The organism is Enterobacter sichuanensis (assembly GCF_009036245.1).
Taxonomy (GTDB): domain Bacteria; phylum Pseudomonadota; class Gammaproteobacteria; order Enterobacterales; family Enterobacteriaceae; genus Enterobacter; species Enterobacter sichuanensis.
This window is the reverse complement of record NZ_CP027986.1, coordinates 3767675-3781673: the sequence shown is the minus strand read 5'-3', so window position 1 is coordinate 3781673 and position 13999 is coordinate 3767675. Positions and strand designations below refer to the sequence as shown.

The 13999-nt window shown below is 55.9% G+C and carries 13 protein-coding genes and 3 tRNA genes; 7 read left to right on the top strand and 9 right to left on the bottom strand.

Annotated features, from left to right (window positions below; genetic code table 11):
• Positions 1 to 46: 46 nt before the first annotated feature.
• On the top strand, positions 47 to 1300 hold the full coding sequence (gene amiC / locus C1N69_RS18280; RefSeq protein WP_025760261.1) for an N-acetylmuramoyl-L-alanine amidase AmiC: 1254 nt from the start codon (positions 47 to 49) through the stop codon (positions 1298 to 1300).
• A gap of 86 nt (positions 1301 to 1386) precedes the next feature.
• On the opposite strand, the gene C1N69_RS18275 is transcribed toward amiC, so the two are convergent.
• The 3 genes from C1N69_RS18275 to C1N69_RS18265 form a co-directional block, all read right to left on the bottom strand.
• Positions 1387 to 1463: transfer RNA gene (locus C1N69_RS18275), tRNA-Met, on the bottom strand.
• Positions 1464 to 1496: 33 nt separating this feature from the next.
• A tRNA-Met gene (locus tag C1N69_RS18270) sits at positions 1497 to 1573 on the bottom strand.
• Between the two features lie 33 nt (positions 1574 to 1606).
• A tRNA-Met gene (locus C1N69_RS18265) sits at positions 1607 to 1683 on the bottom strand.
• A gap of 209 nt (positions 1684 to 1892) precedes the next feature.
• On the opposite strand from C1N69_RS18265, the gene mltA reads away from it, so the two are divergent.
• Positions 1893 to 2990, top strand: a complete 1098-nt coding sequence (mltA, locus tag C1N69_RS18260; protein ID WP_047959387.1) for a murein transglycosylase A — start codon at positions 1893 to 1895, stop codon at positions 2988 to 2990.
• A 76-nt stretch (positions 2991 to 3066) separates the two neighbouring features.
• Complete coding sequence (tcdA, locus tag C1N69_RS18255; RefSeq protein WP_008499651.1) at positions 3067 to 3873, top strand: tRNA cyclic N6-threonylcarbamoyladenosine(37) synthase TcdA; 807 nt, start codon at positions 3067 to 3069, stop codon at positions 3871 to 3873.
• Here the strand turns inward: tcdA and csdE are convergent.
• Both csdE and csdA read right to left on the bottom strand, forming a co-directional pair.
• Positions 3864 to 4310 carry a cysteine desulfurase sulfur acceptor subunit CsdE gene (gene csdE, locus C1N69_RS18250; protein ID WP_155031662.1) on the bottom strand — a complete coding sequence of 149 codons (447 nt, stop codon included), beginning with the start codon at positions 4308 to 4310 and terminating at the stop codon, positions 3864 to 3866. The two genes, tcdA and csdE, sit on opposite strands and share 10 nt — an antisense overlap.
• Positions 4310 to 5515: a cysteine desulfurase CsdA gene (csdA, locus tag C1N69_RS18245; RefSeq protein ID WP_155031661.1), complete on the bottom strand. Its 1206-nt coding sequence runs from the start codon at positions 5513 to 5515 to the stop codon at positions 4310 to 4312. Before csdA ends, csdE begins: the two co-directional genes overlap by 1 nt.
• Positions 5516 to 5707: 192 nt before the next feature.
• Here csdA and C1N69_RS18240 point away from each other — a divergent pair, with 192 nt between their 5' ends.
• The 4 genes from C1N69_RS18240 to rlmM all read left to right on the top strand — a co-directional run bounded on the left by C1N69_RS18240 (position 5708) and on the right by rlmM (position 8730).
• Positions 5708 to 5935: a YgdI/YgdR family lipoprotein gene (locus C1N69_RS18240; protein ID WP_008499648.1), complete on the top strand. Its 228-nt coding sequence runs from the start codon at positions 5708 to 5710 to the stop codon at positions 5933 to 5935.
• 349 nt (positions 5936 to 6284) lie between these two features.
• On the top strand, positions 6285 to 7202 hold the full coding sequence (gene gcvA / locus C1N69_RS18235; protein WP_008499647.1) for a glycine cleavage system transcriptional regulator GcvA: 918 nt from the start codon (positions 6285 to 6287) through the stop codon (positions 7200 to 7202).
• A gap of 39 nt (positions 7203 to 7241) precedes the next feature.
• Positions 7242 to 7637 carry a DUF423 domain-containing protein gene (locus tag C1N69_RS18230; protein WP_008499646.1) on the top strand — a complete coding sequence of 132 codons (396 nt, stop codon included), beginning with the start codon at positions 7242 to 7244 and terminating at the stop codon, positions 7635 to 7637.
• Entirely contained in the window at positions 7630 to 8730 is a 1101-nt protein-coding gene (gene rlmM / locus C1N69_RS18225; protein WP_025757041.1) for a 23S rRNA (cytidine(2498)-2'-O)-methyltransferase RlmM, read from the top strand. The genes C1N69_RS18230 and rlmM overlap by 8 nt, the downstream gene beginning before the upstream one ends.
• Positions 8731 to 8809: 79 nt before the next feature.
• On the opposite strand, the gene C1N69_RS18220 is transcribed toward rlmM, so the two are convergent.
• The 4 genes from C1N69_RS18220 to C1N69_RS18205 all read right to left on the bottom strand — a co-directional run bounded on the left by C1N69_RS18220 (position 8810) and on the right by C1N69_RS18205 (position 13717).
• Positions 8810 to 9952, bottom strand: coding sequence for an IS481 family transposase (locus C1N69_RS18220; RefSeq protein ID WP_420841794.1), 1143 nt, complete (start codon positions 9950 to 9952; stop codon positions 8810 to 8812).
• A 168-nt stretch (positions 9953 to 10120) separates the two neighbouring features.
• Complete coding sequence (xni, locus tag C1N69_RS18215) at positions 10121 to 10876, bottom strand: flap endonuclease Xni (protein ID WP_155031659.1); 756 nt, start codon at positions 10874 to 10876, stop codon at positions 10121 to 10123.
• Between the two features lie 112 nt (positions 10877 to 10988).
• Positions 10989 to 12356 carry an L-serine ammonia-lyase II gene (sdaB, locus tag C1N69_RS18210; RefSeq protein ID WP_025757043.1) on the bottom strand — a complete coding sequence of 456 codons (1368 nt, stop codon included), beginning with the start codon at positions 12354 to 12356 and terminating at the stop codon, positions 10989 to 10991.
• A gap of 65 nt (positions 12357 to 12421) precedes the next feature.
• Positions 12422 to 13717: an HAAAP family serine/threonine permease gene (locus C1N69_RS18205; RefSeq protein ID WP_025757044.1), complete on the bottom strand. Its 1296-nt coding sequence runs from the start codon at positions 13715 to 13717 to the stop codon at positions 12422 to 12424.
• Positions 13718 to 13999: the final 282 nt, after the last annotated feature.

The window sequence follows — 13999 nt, the reverse complement described above, 5'->3', positions numbered from 1 at the left end:
ATCTGGACATTTTGTATATCAATCAGTGTTCTTGCTCGGGAGAAGCATGTCGGGATCCAATTCAGCAATAAGCCGCCGCCGTTTGTTAAAAGGGGCCGGGGCAATGTGGTTGCTTAGCGTCAGTCAGGTCGGTCTTGCCGCCACCAGTCAGGTCGTGGCGGTGCGCGTCTGGCCGTCATCGACCTATACGCGCGTGACGGTCGAATCCAATCGCGTACTGAAATATAAGCAATTTGCCCTCAGTAACCCTGAACGTGTGGTGGTGGATCTCGAAGGTGTTAACCTCAACTCCGTGTTGAAGGGGATGGCGGCACAGATCCGCGGCGACGATCCGTTTATTAAATCGGCGCGCGTGGGGCAGTTTGATCCGCAAACCGTGCGCATGGTGTTTGAGCTGAAGCAGAACGTGAAGCCGCAGCTGTTTGCCCTTGCGCCTGTAGCCACGTTCAAAGAGCGTCTGGTGATGGATCTCTACCCGGCGAATGCGACGGATATTCAGGATCCGCTGCTGGCGCTGCTGGAAGACTACAACCAGGGCAACCTTGAGAAACAGGTCCCTCCTGCGCAAAGCGGCCCGCAGCCGGGAAAAGCAGGGCGCGATCGCCCGATTGTGATCATGCTTGATCCTGGCCACGGCGGCGAAGACTCCGGCGCAGTGGGGAAATATCGCACGCGTGAAAAAGACGTGGTGCTGCAAATCGCCCGTCGTCTGAAGGCGTTGATTGATAAAGAAGGCAATATGCGCGCCTACATGACGCGTAATGAGGATGTGTTTATCCCGCTGAAGGTCAGGGTGGCGAAAGCGCAGAAGCAGCGCGCGGATTTGTTCGTGTCGATCCATGCGGATGCGTTTACCAGCCGTCAGCCAAGCGGCTCGTCGGTGTTTGCACTTTCCACCAAAGGTGCGACCAGTACCGCGGCGCGATACCTTGCGGACACCCAGAACGCCTCGGACCTGATTGGTGGCGTGAGTAAAAGCGGCGACCGCTACGTCGACCACACCATGTTCGACATGGTGCAGTCGCTGACCATCAACGACAGCCTGAAGTTTGGTAAAGCGGTGCTGGGTAAGCTGGGTAACATCAACAAGCTGCATAAAAACAGCGTTGAGCAGGCCGGGTTTGCAGTACTGAAGGCACCGGATATTCCGTCCATACTGGTCGAAACGGCATTTATCAGTAACGTGGAAGAGGAGCGTAAGCTCAAAACGGCCAAATTCCAGCAAGAGGTAGCGGAGTCGATTCTGGCAGGGATCCGGGCGTATTTCTCTGACGGGGCGACGCTGGCGCGACGCGGATAGTGTGGACGCCGGGGGCTCGCCCGGCAAATTCACAAACGACAAAAACAAAAAAACACCCTTAAGGGTGTTTATTGTTTTAGAAGTGTTGGTTGCGGGGGCCGGATTTGAACCGACGACCTTCGGGTTATGAGCCCGACGAGCTACCAGGCTGCTCCACCCCGCGTCACCGTACTGCTTATACTTCTTCACATTGTGTTGGTTGCGGGGGCCGGATTTGAACCGACGACCTTCGGGTTATGAGCCCGACGAGCTACCAGGCTGCTCCACCCCGCGTCACCGTACTGCTTTTACTTCTTCACATTGTATTGGTTGCGGGGGCCGGATTTGAACCGACGACCTTCGGGTTATGAGCCCGACGAGCTACCAGGCTGCTCCACCCCGCGTCCGTGGATGCGCACTATACTCGGATAGCTTTGTGATGCAACCCCTTTTTTACATAAATCATTAACTTTGTATGTAAATTGAACGGTGTTGCGACATTTGGACTATTTTTTGCTCAGAATTTGCCAAAGGGCATGCGATCGCATTTCATTAGCCCTGGCGGTTTGTTATCTTCATCACGCGGAAATGGGCAACTTAAAGACGAGATATAATGAAAGGACGTTGGGCGAAGTATCTGATGACGGGCGCAATGGTAGCCATTCTTGCCGCCTGCTCTTCTAAACCGACCGATCGCGGTCAACAGTATAAAGACGGGAAGTTATCCCAGCCTTTCTCGTTAGTTAATCAACCTGATGCCGTTGGCGCACCGATTAACGCCGGCGATTTTTCTGAGCAGGTTTACCAGATCCGCAACGCGTCGCCGCGTCTGTATGGCGCTCAGAGCAGCGTGTATAACGCGGTCCAGGACTGGCTGCGTGCAGGCGGTGATACGCGCAATATGCGCCAGTTTGGTATTGATGCCTGGCAGATGGAAGGGGCGGATAACTACGGCAACGTCCAGTTCACCGGGTATTACACGCCTGTGATTCAGGCGCGACACACGCGCCAGGGTGAGTTCCAGTATCCTATTTATCGTATGCCGCCAAAACGAGGACGTCTGCCGTCGCGCGCTGAGATTTATGCCGGTGCGCTGAGCGAAAACTACGTTCTGGCCTATAGCAACTCCCTGATGGACAACTTCATCATGGACGTTCAGGGCAGCGGCTATATTGATTTTGGTGATGGTTCGCCGCTTAACTTCTTCAGCTATTCCGGCAAAAACGGCCACGCCTATCGCAGTATCGGTAAGGTGCTGATCGACCGCGGCGAAGTGAAGAAAGAAGACATGTCGATGCAGGCGATCCGCGAGTGGGGCGAAAAACACAGTGAAGCCGAAGTGCGTGAGCTGCTGGAGCAGAACCCGTCGTTTGTCTTCTTCAAACCGCAGAACTTTGCTCCGGTGAAAGGGGCGAGCGCCGTCCCGCTGATCGGCCGGGCGTCGGTGGCATCGGATCGTTCCATTATTCCTGCGGGCACCACGCTGCTGGCGGAAGTCCCGCTGCTGGACAACAACGGCAAATTCAACGGGCAGTATGAGCTGCGTCTGATGGTCGCGCTGGATGTCGGCGGGGCGATTAAAGGCCAGCACTTCGATATCTATCAGGGCATTGGCCCGGATGCCGGCCACCGTGCAGGCTGGTATAACCATTACGGGCGCGTATGGGTGCTGAAGGCCGCACCTGGCGCCGGAAACGTATTCAGCGGCTGATTGTGGTATTCTGAGCGGAATACGGATTACTGTTCAGGGTGAGGAAAAACCTCACCCTTTTTACATCTGAGGTTTTATGTCTGTGGTAATCAGCGATGCCTGGCGCCAGCGTTTTGGCGGTACGGCACGTCTCTATGGTGAAAAAGCCCTGCAGCTGTTTGCGGATGCGCACGTCTGCGTCGTGGGCATTGGTGGTGTGGGCTCGTGGGCGGCAGAAGCGCTGGCGAGAACCGGTATTGGCGCAATCACGCTGATTGATATGGATGACGTATGCGTTACCAACACCAACCGTCAAATCCATGCCCTGCGTGATAGCGTCGGTCTGGCAAAATCGGAGGTCATGGCAGAACGTATCCGCCTGATCAACCCGGAATGTCGGGTAACGGTGATTGATGATTTTGTGACGGCAGATAACGTCGCTGAATACATGAGTAAAGGCTACAGCTATGTGATTGACGCCATCGACAGCGTGCGTCCAAAAGCGGCGCTGATCGCCTACTGTCGTCGTTACAAGGTTCCCCTGGTGACGACCGGCGGCGCGGGCGGGCAAATCGATCCGACGCAGATTCAGGTGGCCGACCTGGCGAAAACCATTCAGGATCCGCTGGCCGCCAAATTGCGTGAACGGCTGAAGAGCGACTTCAACGTGGTGAAGAACAGCAAGGGCAAGCTGGGCGTTGACTGCGTATTTTCGACTGAAGCGCTGGTCTACCCGCAGGCGGACGGCTCAGTCTGCGCGATGAAAAGCACGGCGGAAGGGCCAAAACGGATGGATTGCGCCTCAGGTTTTGGCGCGGCCACCATGGTGACCGCCTCCTTTGGCTTTGTGGCGGTGTCTCACGCCCTGAAGAAGATGATGGCGAAGGCGGAACGTCAGGCCTGAACCTGACGCGCGGCATCCTGCACGGCTTCGCTCAGCGCGATAAGACCCTGACCGCGCGAGGCGCTAAGCTGTGCTCGCAGTCCCAGTTCATCAAAGAGCGCCAGCGGAGAGTGCGTCAGCAGCTCCGCCGCGCTTTTTCCCTCGATGGCGGTTAACAGTACCGCCAGCAGCCCGCGTACGATACGTCCTTCACTGTCGCCAAAGAAATGCAGCTTCCCGCTGGAGACGCTCACGCCCAGCCAGACGCGATTTTCACAGCCTGCGATCTCTTTTGCCTGCGCTTTCAGGTCGTCAGAGAGGGTCGGTAATTGCTTACCGAGCAGGATCAGCTGGCGATATTTATCCTCCCACTGTGAAAGCGGGGCGAAGGTCTGCTTTAACGTCTCTTCTGTGATGACGGTGCCAAACGGATGTCCGGCTAAATCTGCGCGAGTCATTAATCCACCAGTATTTCAAGGGCGCGATCGACGGCGGCAACCAGCGCGTCGACGTCGCTTTGCGTATTATACGGCGCAAACGAGGCGCGCAGCGTACCGCTTACGCCAAGCGCCGCCAGAAGCGGCTGGGCGCAGTGCTGCCCGGCACGCAGGGCAATGCCATACCCGGCCAGCAGCGTCACCATATCGCTATGGTGTACGCCCGCGAAATCAAAGGCGAGCAGGCTCGAGTCCTGCACGCGGAACGAACGGAAACCCGGGCGCTTTTTGAGTTCTTCCTCTGCCAGCGTCGCCAGTCCCCGGCTCCAGCTTTCAGCCTGAACAATGTCGGTTTCAGCGAGCCACTCGAGTGCGGCGCTCAGGCCAATGACGCCCGCCACGTTTGGTGTACCCGCTTCCAGGCGGTAAGGGACTTCCTGCGTGTTAAAGCCCTCGAAGGTCACTTCCGTAATCATCTTGCCGCCACCGAGCCACGGCGTCATTTTTGCCAGCAGTTCTGGCTTACCATACAACACCCCAATACCGGTTGGCCCGTAAAGCTTATGCCCTGAGAAGGCATAGAAGTCGATATCCAGCGCCTGCACGTCGGCGGGGAAATGCACCACGCCCTGTGCGCCGTCGACCATCACGACCATGCCGCTGACATGCGCGATGCGAATTGCCTGCGCCAGGTCAGGGCAGCCGCCGGTGACGTTTGACATCTGTCCAAGCGCCAGAATGCGGCTGCGGGGGGTGATAAGCTCTGGTAGAAGGGCTATGTCGGGCAGAAGATCTGAACCCAGCGGGAGTTTTACCACGCGTGCACCCGTTTGCCCAGCGACCATCAGCCACGGTACCAGGTTGGCGTGATGCTCCGCCTCACTGACGATAATCTCATCGCCCGGCTGAAGCAGCGGGCGCGCGTAGCACTGGGCCACCATGTTGATGGCTTCGGTTGTGCCGCGCGTCCAGACGATGTTTTTCCCGCTTTCGGCATTAATCAGGTGTGCGACCTGATCGCGCGCGGCTTCATAGCGCGCGGTTAACCGCTGCGCTTCGGCAAACTGGCTGCGATGCACATTGCCGGCACTCAGGCTGTAGAACTGCTGCGTCGCCTCAATCACCGCCTGTGGCTTAAGGGCGGTGGCGGCGCTATCAAGGTAAATACCAGCATCGGCCAGCGCCGGGAACTGGGCGCGGAACTGCGCAGGGCTGAAAGCGTTCATGGGATTCCTCATTTCAATACTGCGATCGTCGCGCAATTTCCGCGGCAGGGCAAGGAGGTTGATATCTATCAGAATTGTCTGCTTATCCGGATGCCCCTCAAAAAGCAGGTTATGCTAAATAGTGTTAGGCGGATGTTTTAGCCTGTTATAAATCGAGGTTTGAATAGCATTAATTGCTAAAGGAGAATAATCATGAATAAGACAGCTGCAATCATCTCTGCCTGTGCGTTTACTTTTGCCCTGAGCGCCTGTTCCGGTAATAACTACGTGATGCACACCAATGATGGTCGTTCCATTGTTTCGGAAGGGAAACCGACAACCGATAACGATACCGGGATGATTTCATACAAAGATGCTAACGGGAACAAGCAGCAGATCAACCGCACGGACGTGAAAGAGATGAAAGAGATCGAGCATTAACCGATCGCAGGCGAAAAAAAAGCACCGCAAGTTGGCGGTGCTACATTAATCACTATGGACAGACAGGGTAAATGTACAGGAAGTGAAAAATTGGTAGCGTTGCTACCGTGGTCTGAATCGCAGACCAATTGCAAACACAACAACACAACATCACAACCGTAAGCCAAAAGCCCTTCAGAACACGCATTCCGAAAAAAGCTCTTCGTTCCGGCTCAGGAAGTGCCGCCACTATAGGTATTTGCTGGTAGTTCCTCAACGGACAAATTATAATGGCTCAGATAAAAAAAACTAATAGGTTAAACGTTGTTTCCTGTTTGTTAAAATCCGTTAACATCTAAGCCAGATAACCATGTCAAAGCGATTGCCACCCCTCAATGCATTACGTGTTTTTGATGCAGCAGCACGTCACCTGAGCTTCACCCGCGCAGCAGATGAGCTTTTTGTGACACAGGCCGCAGTAAGTCACCAAATCAAGTCTCTGGAGGATTTTCTGGGCCTTAAGCTGTTTCGTCGACGCAACCGTTCGCTGCTGTTGACCGAAGAGGGGCAGAGCTATTTTCAGGATATTAAAGAGATTTTTTCCCAGCTTACGGAAGCCACGCGTAAGCTTCAGGCGCGCAGTGCAAAAGGTGCCCTGACTGTCAGTTTATTGCCCAGTTTTGCCATTCAATGGCTGGTGCCCAGACTCTCAAGCTTTAACTCAGCTTATCCGGGGATCGACGTTCGAATCCAGGCGGTGGATCGTCAGGAAGACAAACTGGCCGATGATGTGGACGTTGCCATTTTTTATGGGCGCGGTAACTGGCCGGGCTTGCGTGTCGAGAAATTATACGCAGAATATCTCCTGCCGGTCTGTTCTCCCTTGCTGTTAACGGGCGACAAGGCGCTGAAGTCACCCGCTGACCTGGCTCAGCATACGCTTTTGCACGATGCTTCTCGCCGGGACTGGCAAACTTATACCCGTCAATTAGGTCTTACTCATATAAACGTGCAGCAGGGACCCATTTTTAGCCACAGCGCGATGGTGTTACAGGCTGCCATTCACGGGCAGGGCGTGGCGTTAGCGAACAACGTCATGGCGCAGTCCGAAATTGAGGCAGGCCGCCTGGTTTGTCCTTTTAATGATGTACTGGTCAGCAAGAATGCGTTTTATCTGGTTTGTCATGACAGTCAGGCAGAACTGGGTAAAATAGCCGCCTTCCGGCAGTGGATACTGGCGAAAGCGGCAAGTGAGCAAGAAAAATTCCGCTTCAGGTATGAACAATAACGTTTGTGTGCCGGGCACGCATCAATTCAGGACTTAAACATGACCAGCCGATTCATGCTGATTTTTGCCGCGGTGAGTGGCTTTATTTTTGTTGCATTGGGCGCTTTTGGCGCACATGTATTAAGCAAGTCGTTGGGCGCAGTGGAGATGGGCTGGATCCAGACCGGCCTTGAATATCAGGCGTTCCATACGCTGGCGATTTTTGGGCTGGCGGTGGCGATGCAGCGCCGTATCAGCATCTGGTTTTACTGGAGCAGCGTCTTCCTGGCGCTGGGTACGGTGCTTTTCAGCGGCAGCCTTTACTGTCTGGCACTTTCGCATTTACGCCTGTGGGCGTTTGTTACACCTGTCGGCGGCGTCAGCTTCCTGGCGGGGTGGGTATTAATGTTTATCGGAGCTATCCGTCTGAAACGCAAGGGCGTTGTTCATGAATAAGGTTGTTTTATATTGTCGCCCGGGGTTTGAGAAAGAGTGCGCCGCGGAAATTACCGATAAAGCGGCGAAGCGCGACGTCTTCGGCTTTGCCCGCGTGAAAGAGAACGCGGGGTATGTGGTATTCGAATGCTATCAGCCTGAAGATGCCGATAAGCTGGCGCGCGAGCTGCCGTTCAGCTCATTGATCTTCGCTCGCCAGATGTTTGTTGCGGGTGAGTTGCTCAAAGATCTTCCGCCGGAAGACCGCATCACGCCGATTGTCGGCATGCTGCAGGGCGTGGTGGAGAAGGGGGGCGAGCTGCGCGTTGAAGTCGCGGATACCAACGAAAGCAAAGAGCTGATGAAGTTCTGCCGCAAATTTACCGTGCCGCTGCGCGCGGCACTGCGCGATGCGGGTGTGCTGACGAACTACGAAACGCCGAAGCGCCCGGTGGTGCATATCTTCTTTATTGCGCCGGGCTGCTGCTATACAGGTTACTCCTACACCAACAATAACTCCCCGTTCTTTATGGGGATCCCGCGCCTTAAGTTCCCTGCCGATGCGCCAAGCCGATCCACCCTGAAACTGGAAGAGGCGTTCCATGTCTTTATTCCGGCGGATGAGTGGGATGAGCGTCTGGCAAACGGTATGTATGCCGTCGATCTTGGTGCATGCCCGGGTGGCTGGACCTATCAGCTGGTGAAACGCAATATGTGGGTCTCTTCTGTCGATAACGGCCCGATGGCGCAAAGCCTGATGGATACCGGACAGGTTACCTGGCTGCGTGAAGACGGCTTCCGCTATCGCCCGACCCGTAACAACATCTCCTGGATGGTGTGCGACATGGTTGAGAAACCGGCAAAAGTGGCCGCGCTGATGGCCTCCTGGCTGGTGAACGGCTGGTGTCGCGAGACGATTTTCAACCTCAAGTTGCCGATGAAAAAGCGCTACGAAGAGGTGTCGCAAAACCTGGCCTATATCCAGGAACAGCTGGATGAACACGGCATTAACGTGGAAATCCAGGCGCGTCAGCTGTATCACGACCGTGAAGAGGTGACGGTGCATATTCGTCGCTGGTGGGCGGCTGTGGGCGGGCGTCGCGACGAGCGGTAGTTCTCCCTCACCCCGGCCCTCTCCCCTGTACAGTCCGGGGACATGGTAGACAGGTGTTCGGGGACATGGTGAACACTTTTTAACATCCTTTACCCATGGTGATCGACTTTTTCTTCAGGTCGATCACCCCCACTTTCGTGCTGTACCACCACACTTCATAGCAGCCATCCTCCTGCGTCTCCTTCAGTCCGACCCGCTCTCCCCTGAACGATTTACCCGCGCTCAGACTTACCCCTTTCACGCTCAGCTTTCCGCTGATATCCACTTTCCTGACCATCACGCCCTCGTCGTATTCCGGGGGCGTTGTGTTGCCGCTGTACCGTCGCGATGACGGCTGATACCGCGAGCCCGGTACCGCCATATCCAGCGCCTCATGCGGGCGTTCAAGGTTATAGACCGTCCGCCAGTGGTCGAAGGCGCGCTGCAGTTCACCGCTGTCCGCGAACCACTTCCCCTGCAGCACTTCCGCCTTCAGGCTGCGGTGAAAACGCTCCAGCTTGCCCTGCGTCTGCGGATGATACGGCCGGGAGTGCCCCACCCGGATACCCTGGCGCATCAGCCACAGCTCCAGTGCCGTCCAGGTGCCGGTGGTGTCTCCCCACGGTGAGCCGTTATCCATCGTCATCCTGTCCGGCAGGCCGTAGCGTTCAAACACGCTGACCAGCTGCTGCTGCACGGTCTCTCGACGTTCATCGTTACAGTGCACCAGGCACAGGGAAAAACGGGAGTGGTCGTCCAGCAGGGTGAGCGGATGGCAGCGGCCACCGCCAAAGGGAAAGTGGCCCTTAAAATCCATCTGCCAGAGCCGGTTGGGCGCGTCATGTTCGAACCGTCCCGTGGCGGGAATGCCCGGTGAAGTGCCCGGCAGCAGGCCGTGACGGGCCATCAGGGTATGAACGGTGCTGAAGGCGGGCATGGTGTGCCCCTGGTCTTCCAGCCAGCGTTTAATCTTGCGGGCTCCCCAGCGTTGATGACGGTCATGGGCCATGCGCAGCAGGGCAGTGATGTCGTCAGATGAGCGGTTCGGGGAATGGTGCGGTATGCGCGGGCGGTCCTGAAGGCCGGAGGCCCCTTCCTCCGCCCAGCGACGAAGCCACTTGTAGCCGGTGGCAGGTGAAATGCCAAAGCGACGGCAGAGGGAACGGATGTTCGCCCCGTCCTGCGAGGCGAACAAAACAAACTCGGTACGTAATGACATGGTATCTCTCGCATCCCAGGGCATAAGCGACTCCATAAACGGGTTCTTATGCCTTAGTTGTAAGTGTCTACCATGTCCCCGAACAAGCGTTCACTATGTCCCCGGACCGTACACCCCAAAGGGGCGAGGGAGAAAAGACAGCACCGAGCGATCCCCTCTCCCCTATTGGGAGAGGGTTAGGGTGAGGGGGCGTTAACGCTCTAACCTCAACTGCTGCAAATTCCCGTCCAGCTGCAAATCCGTCTGTAGCGTTGCCACTTCCCGGCAGATAAACGCCATCTCTTTGTGCGCTTCCAGCTTCTTGCGCCATTTTTCTGGCACCTCGTCCAGACGGGCGTAAATACCTTCCAGACTCTGAAAATCCGTCAGCAGCTGGGCGGCACTCTTCGGCCCTATGCCCGCCACACCCGGAACCTTCGAGCTACTTATCCCTGCCAGACCCCAGTAGTCAGGCAACTGTTCTGGCGAGACGCCAAATTCACCGGCAATAAACGGGGCGTCGAGCCAGCGTTTCTGGAAGTAATCGCGGATACGGATAGTGGGAGAGAGCAGCTGGCAGTAGCCTTTATCGGTTGAGACGATCGTCGCCTGATGCCCGGCGCTGGCAACCTTCACCGCCAGCGTGGCCGCCAGATCGTCAGCTTCATTGCCCTGAGCCCCCCAGCAGGGCACGCCACGCCGCTCGAATGCCGAGCGGATCATTGGCATTTCTGCATGCAAATCGTCCGGCATGGGGGCGCGTCCGGCTTTATAGTCCGGTAAACGCTGGTGTCGCCAGCCGCTGTTGCGTGCTTCGTCATCAAACACCGCCACGACATGCGTCGGTTCGCTGTGGCGAATGAGTTGCTCCAGCGCATGCAGACAGGTGTCCTTACAGGGCGTGCCTTGCACCGCGTGGATCCGGCGAATCAGGTTGAGCGCGTCGACGATGAGCAAATGAACAGCCACAGATAATCTCCCTTCTATCTAATGCAAGAAGGGTAACACTGTCAGCAGCATGAAACTATGAATGGCGGGGAAAACAGGAAGAAGCCTCGCAAAACGAGGCTTCCTGAGAGGCTTAATCGCAGGTCACGATCTTCATCGCCAGGCCCCCGCGCGAGGTTTCGCGGTATTTGGCGTTCATATCTTTACCGGTTTCATACATGGTTTCGATAACCTTATCGAGACAGACACGCGGCTCGCTGGTGCGGCGCAGCGCCATACGCGCCGCGTTAACCGCCTTCACGGAGGCGATCGCGTTACGCTCGATGCATGGAACCTGTACCTGTCCGGCAACCGGGTCACAGGTCAGCCCCAGGTTGTGTTCCATACCGATTTCGGCCGCAATGCACACCTGCGCCGGGCTTGCGCCCAGCAGCTCTGCCAGACCTGCCGCAGCCATGGAGCACGCCACGCCAACTTCACCCTGGCAGCCCACTTCCGCGCCGGAAATCGAGGCGTTCATCTTGTACAGGGAACCAATCGCACTGGCGACCAGCAGGTAGCGCGCCAGAGAGTTCGCGTTCACTTCACGGATAAACTTGTCGTAGTACGCCAGCACCGCCGGAACAATGCCGCAGGCACCGTTGGTCGGCGCAGTGACCACCCGGCCCCCGGCAGCGTTCTCTTCGTTTACCGCCAGAGCGAACATGTTGATCCAGTCCACGACGGCCATCGGGTCCGTTGTCGTTTTGTCGGTGCTCACCAGCATACGACGCAGCGCGGCGGCACGACGCGGTACGCGAAGTTTGCCCGGCAGGACGCCTTCGGTGGTGATCCCGCGCTCAATACCGCCGCGCATCACTTCCCAGACGTTTGCAAAGTGCTGTTCCAGCTCTTCTTTACTGTGCAGGGCCAGCTCGTTTTTCATCATCAGACCGGAGAGGGAAAGTCCCGTCTCCTGGCAGTGACGCTGGAGATCCGCCGCCGTTTTGTACGGATACGGCACCTCGACAGAGGAGGTGCTGGTTTGACCAAAGTGGTCTTCGTCGACGATAAAACCGCCGCCGATAGAGTAGTAAGTCTGGCTGTATACCGCGTTATCGCCTGCCAGCGCGGTAATACGCATACCGTTTTCGTGCAGCGACAGGTTGTCGGCATGGAAATTCATGCAGCGATCAACCGGGAATTCCACTTCGTGTTCGCCGTTTGCCAGCAGCAGGCGACCGTGGGTGTTAACGTCCTGGATGAAGCCAGGGATCGCATCAATATCAACGGTATCCGGCAGGTTTCCCGCCAGGCCCATGATAATGGCGATATCGGTATGGTGACCTTTCCCGGTCAGGGAAAGCGAGCCGTACACATCGACAACCACGCGGGTGACGTCGTGCAGAATGCCGCGTGCAATCAAGTCATCCGTGAACTGCTTACCGGCTTTCATCGGTCCGACGGTGTGAGAGCTGGAAGGACCAATACCGATTTTGAAGATATCGAATACGCTAATCATGATGCGTCCATTGCTTTCAGTCAGAGAGGAAGGAGTGCGCCGTCCAGGGACGGCGCGGGTGATAATCAGAACATGGTGTACAGGGAGTAGAAGATCGCAGAGATAGCGATAAGCCCCATGATAACCACAAAGACGTTGCTCACATGACCGCTGTATTTACGCATAGCAGGGACTTTCTGAATCGCGTACATCGGCATCAGGAACAGAATCATCGCGATAACCGGGCCGCCCAGGGTTTCAATCATGCCCAGGATGCTTGGGTTCAGGGTGGCAACAGCCCAGGTGGTCACCAGCATGAACAGCGCAGTGATTTTGTTCAGCTTGCTGATTTCAATGCTCTTGCCTTTACCGCGCAGAGATTTAATCACCATACCGTTGAAGCCTTCACGTGCGCCCAGGTAGTGGCCGAGGAAGGATTTGGTGATGGCGATCATCGCGATGATCGGTGCCATCCACGCAATCAGCGGTGCGTTAAAGTGGTTTGCCAGGTAAGACAGAATAGAGATGTTCTGCTCTTTCGCTGCCGCCAGATCCGCCGGGGAGAGGCTCAGTACGCAGCTGAATACGAAGAACATAACGGTCAGCACCATCATGATGTGAGCGCGTGCCAGAATGCTGGAGCACTTCTTCTCAGCACCATTACCGTACTCTTCACGTTTCGCCACAGCGAAAGAAGAGATGATTGGAGAGTGGTTGAAGGAGAAGACCATGACCGGGATTGCCAGCCACAGGGTCATCAGCAGACCGTTTCCGGTTGCAGATGCGCTGCTCAGGGACAGGGTTTCCAGCGCGGCACCGTTCCACTGTGGGATCAGGTAGCAGGCCAGTAACATCAGCGCAGCCACAAACGGGAACACCAGCACGCTCATCGCTTTAACAATCATCTGCTCACCAAAGCGCACAATGGTCATCATGCCCACAATCAGGATCAGAGACAGAATCGCACGTGGTGGTGGCGTCATGTGCAGCTGGTGCGTCATGAAGCTTTCAACGGTGTTGGTGATCGCCACGCTGTAGACCAGCAGGATAGGGTAAATCGCGAAGAAGTAGAGCAGGGTAATCAGTTTACCTGCACCCACGCCGAAATGTTCTTCAACCACTTCAGTGATGTCTTCACCCGGATTTTTACCGGACAGCACGAAGCGGGTCAGTCCGCGGTGTGCGAAGAAGGTCATCGGAAAAGCAATGATTGCCATAATGATCAGCGGGATCAGACCGCCGACGCCTGCGTTGATAGGAAGGAACAGTACACCAGCGCCGATTGCTGTGCCGTAAAGGCCAAGCATCCACATGGTATCCGTTTTGCGCCAACCACTTCGGGATTCAATCGAAGCAACGGTGCTGGTTTGAGTGGTTTCCATCTGTATCTCCTGGAGGAAGCGAATTGTCAGGTTTTTAGTCAAATCCGATGAAAAAGTGCCTGACGGTAATATGAAATTCGTTCAGTGACGGTTTTTTAATAATTTTCACCCGTAACTATTGGCGGGCGGAAAGATACATTCTAGTTATGAATCTATCAGTGATCCTGATCCCAAATGCAATAATCCACTTATGATGTGGGCATCTTTAGACCATTTATCTGTTAAAAAAACATCAAAGAGAATTTACGGGCGCGAAGGCTACCACCAACGACATGTGGGCTG

What these genes read in the sequence shown, in the direction of transcription:
- amiC (WP_025760261.1), top strand. Translation starts at nt 47, where the DNA reads ATGTCGGGATCCAATTCAGCAATAAGCCGCCGCCGTTTGTTAAAAGGG.
- mltA (WP_047959387.1), top strand. Translation starts at nt 1,893, where the DNA reads ATGAAAGGACGTTGGGCGAAGTATCTGATGACGGGCGCAATGGTAGCC.
- tcdA (WP_008499651.1), top strand. Translation starts at nt 3,067, where the DNA reads ATGTCTGTGGTAATCAGCGATGCCTGGCGCCAGCGTTTTGGCGGTACG.
- csdE (WP_155031662.1), bottom strand. Translation starts at nt 4,310, where the DNA reads ATGACTCGCGCAGATTTAGCCGGACATCCGTTTGGCACCGTCATCACA.
- csdA (WP_155031661.1), bottom strand. Translation starts at nt 5,515, where the DNA reads ATGAACGCTTTCAGCCCTGCGCAGTTCCGCGCCCAGTTCCCGGCGCTG.
- C1N69_RS18240 (WP_008499648.1), top strand. Translation starts at nt 5,708, where the DNA reads ATGAATAAGACAGCTGCAATCATCTCTGCCTGTGCGTTTACTTTTGCC.
- gcvA (WP_008499647.1), top strand. Translation starts at nt 6,285, where the DNA reads ATGTCAAAGCGATTGCCACCCCTCAATGCATTACGTGTTTTTGATGCA.
- C1N69_RS18230 (WP_008499646.1), top strand. Translation starts at nt 7,242, where the DNA reads ATGACCAGCCGATTCATGCTGATTTTTGCCGCGGTGAGTGGCTTTATT.
- rlmM (WP_025757041.1), top strand. Translation starts at nt 7,630, where the DNA reads ATGAATAAGGTTGTTTTATATTGTCGCCCGGGGTTTGAGAAAGAGTGC.
- C1N69_RS18220 (WP_420841794.1), bottom strand. Translation starts at nt 9,952, where the DNA reads ATGCCCTGGGATGCGAGAGATACCATGTCATTACGTACCGAGTTTGTT.
- sdaB (WP_025757043.1), bottom strand. Translation starts at nt 12,356, where the DNA reads ATGATTAGCGTATTCGATATCTTCAAAATCGGTATTGGTCCTTCCAGC.
- C1N69_RS18205 (WP_025757044.1), bottom strand. Translation starts at nt 13,717, where the DNA reads ATGGAAACCACTCAAACCAGCACCGTTGCTTCGATTGAATCCCGAAGT.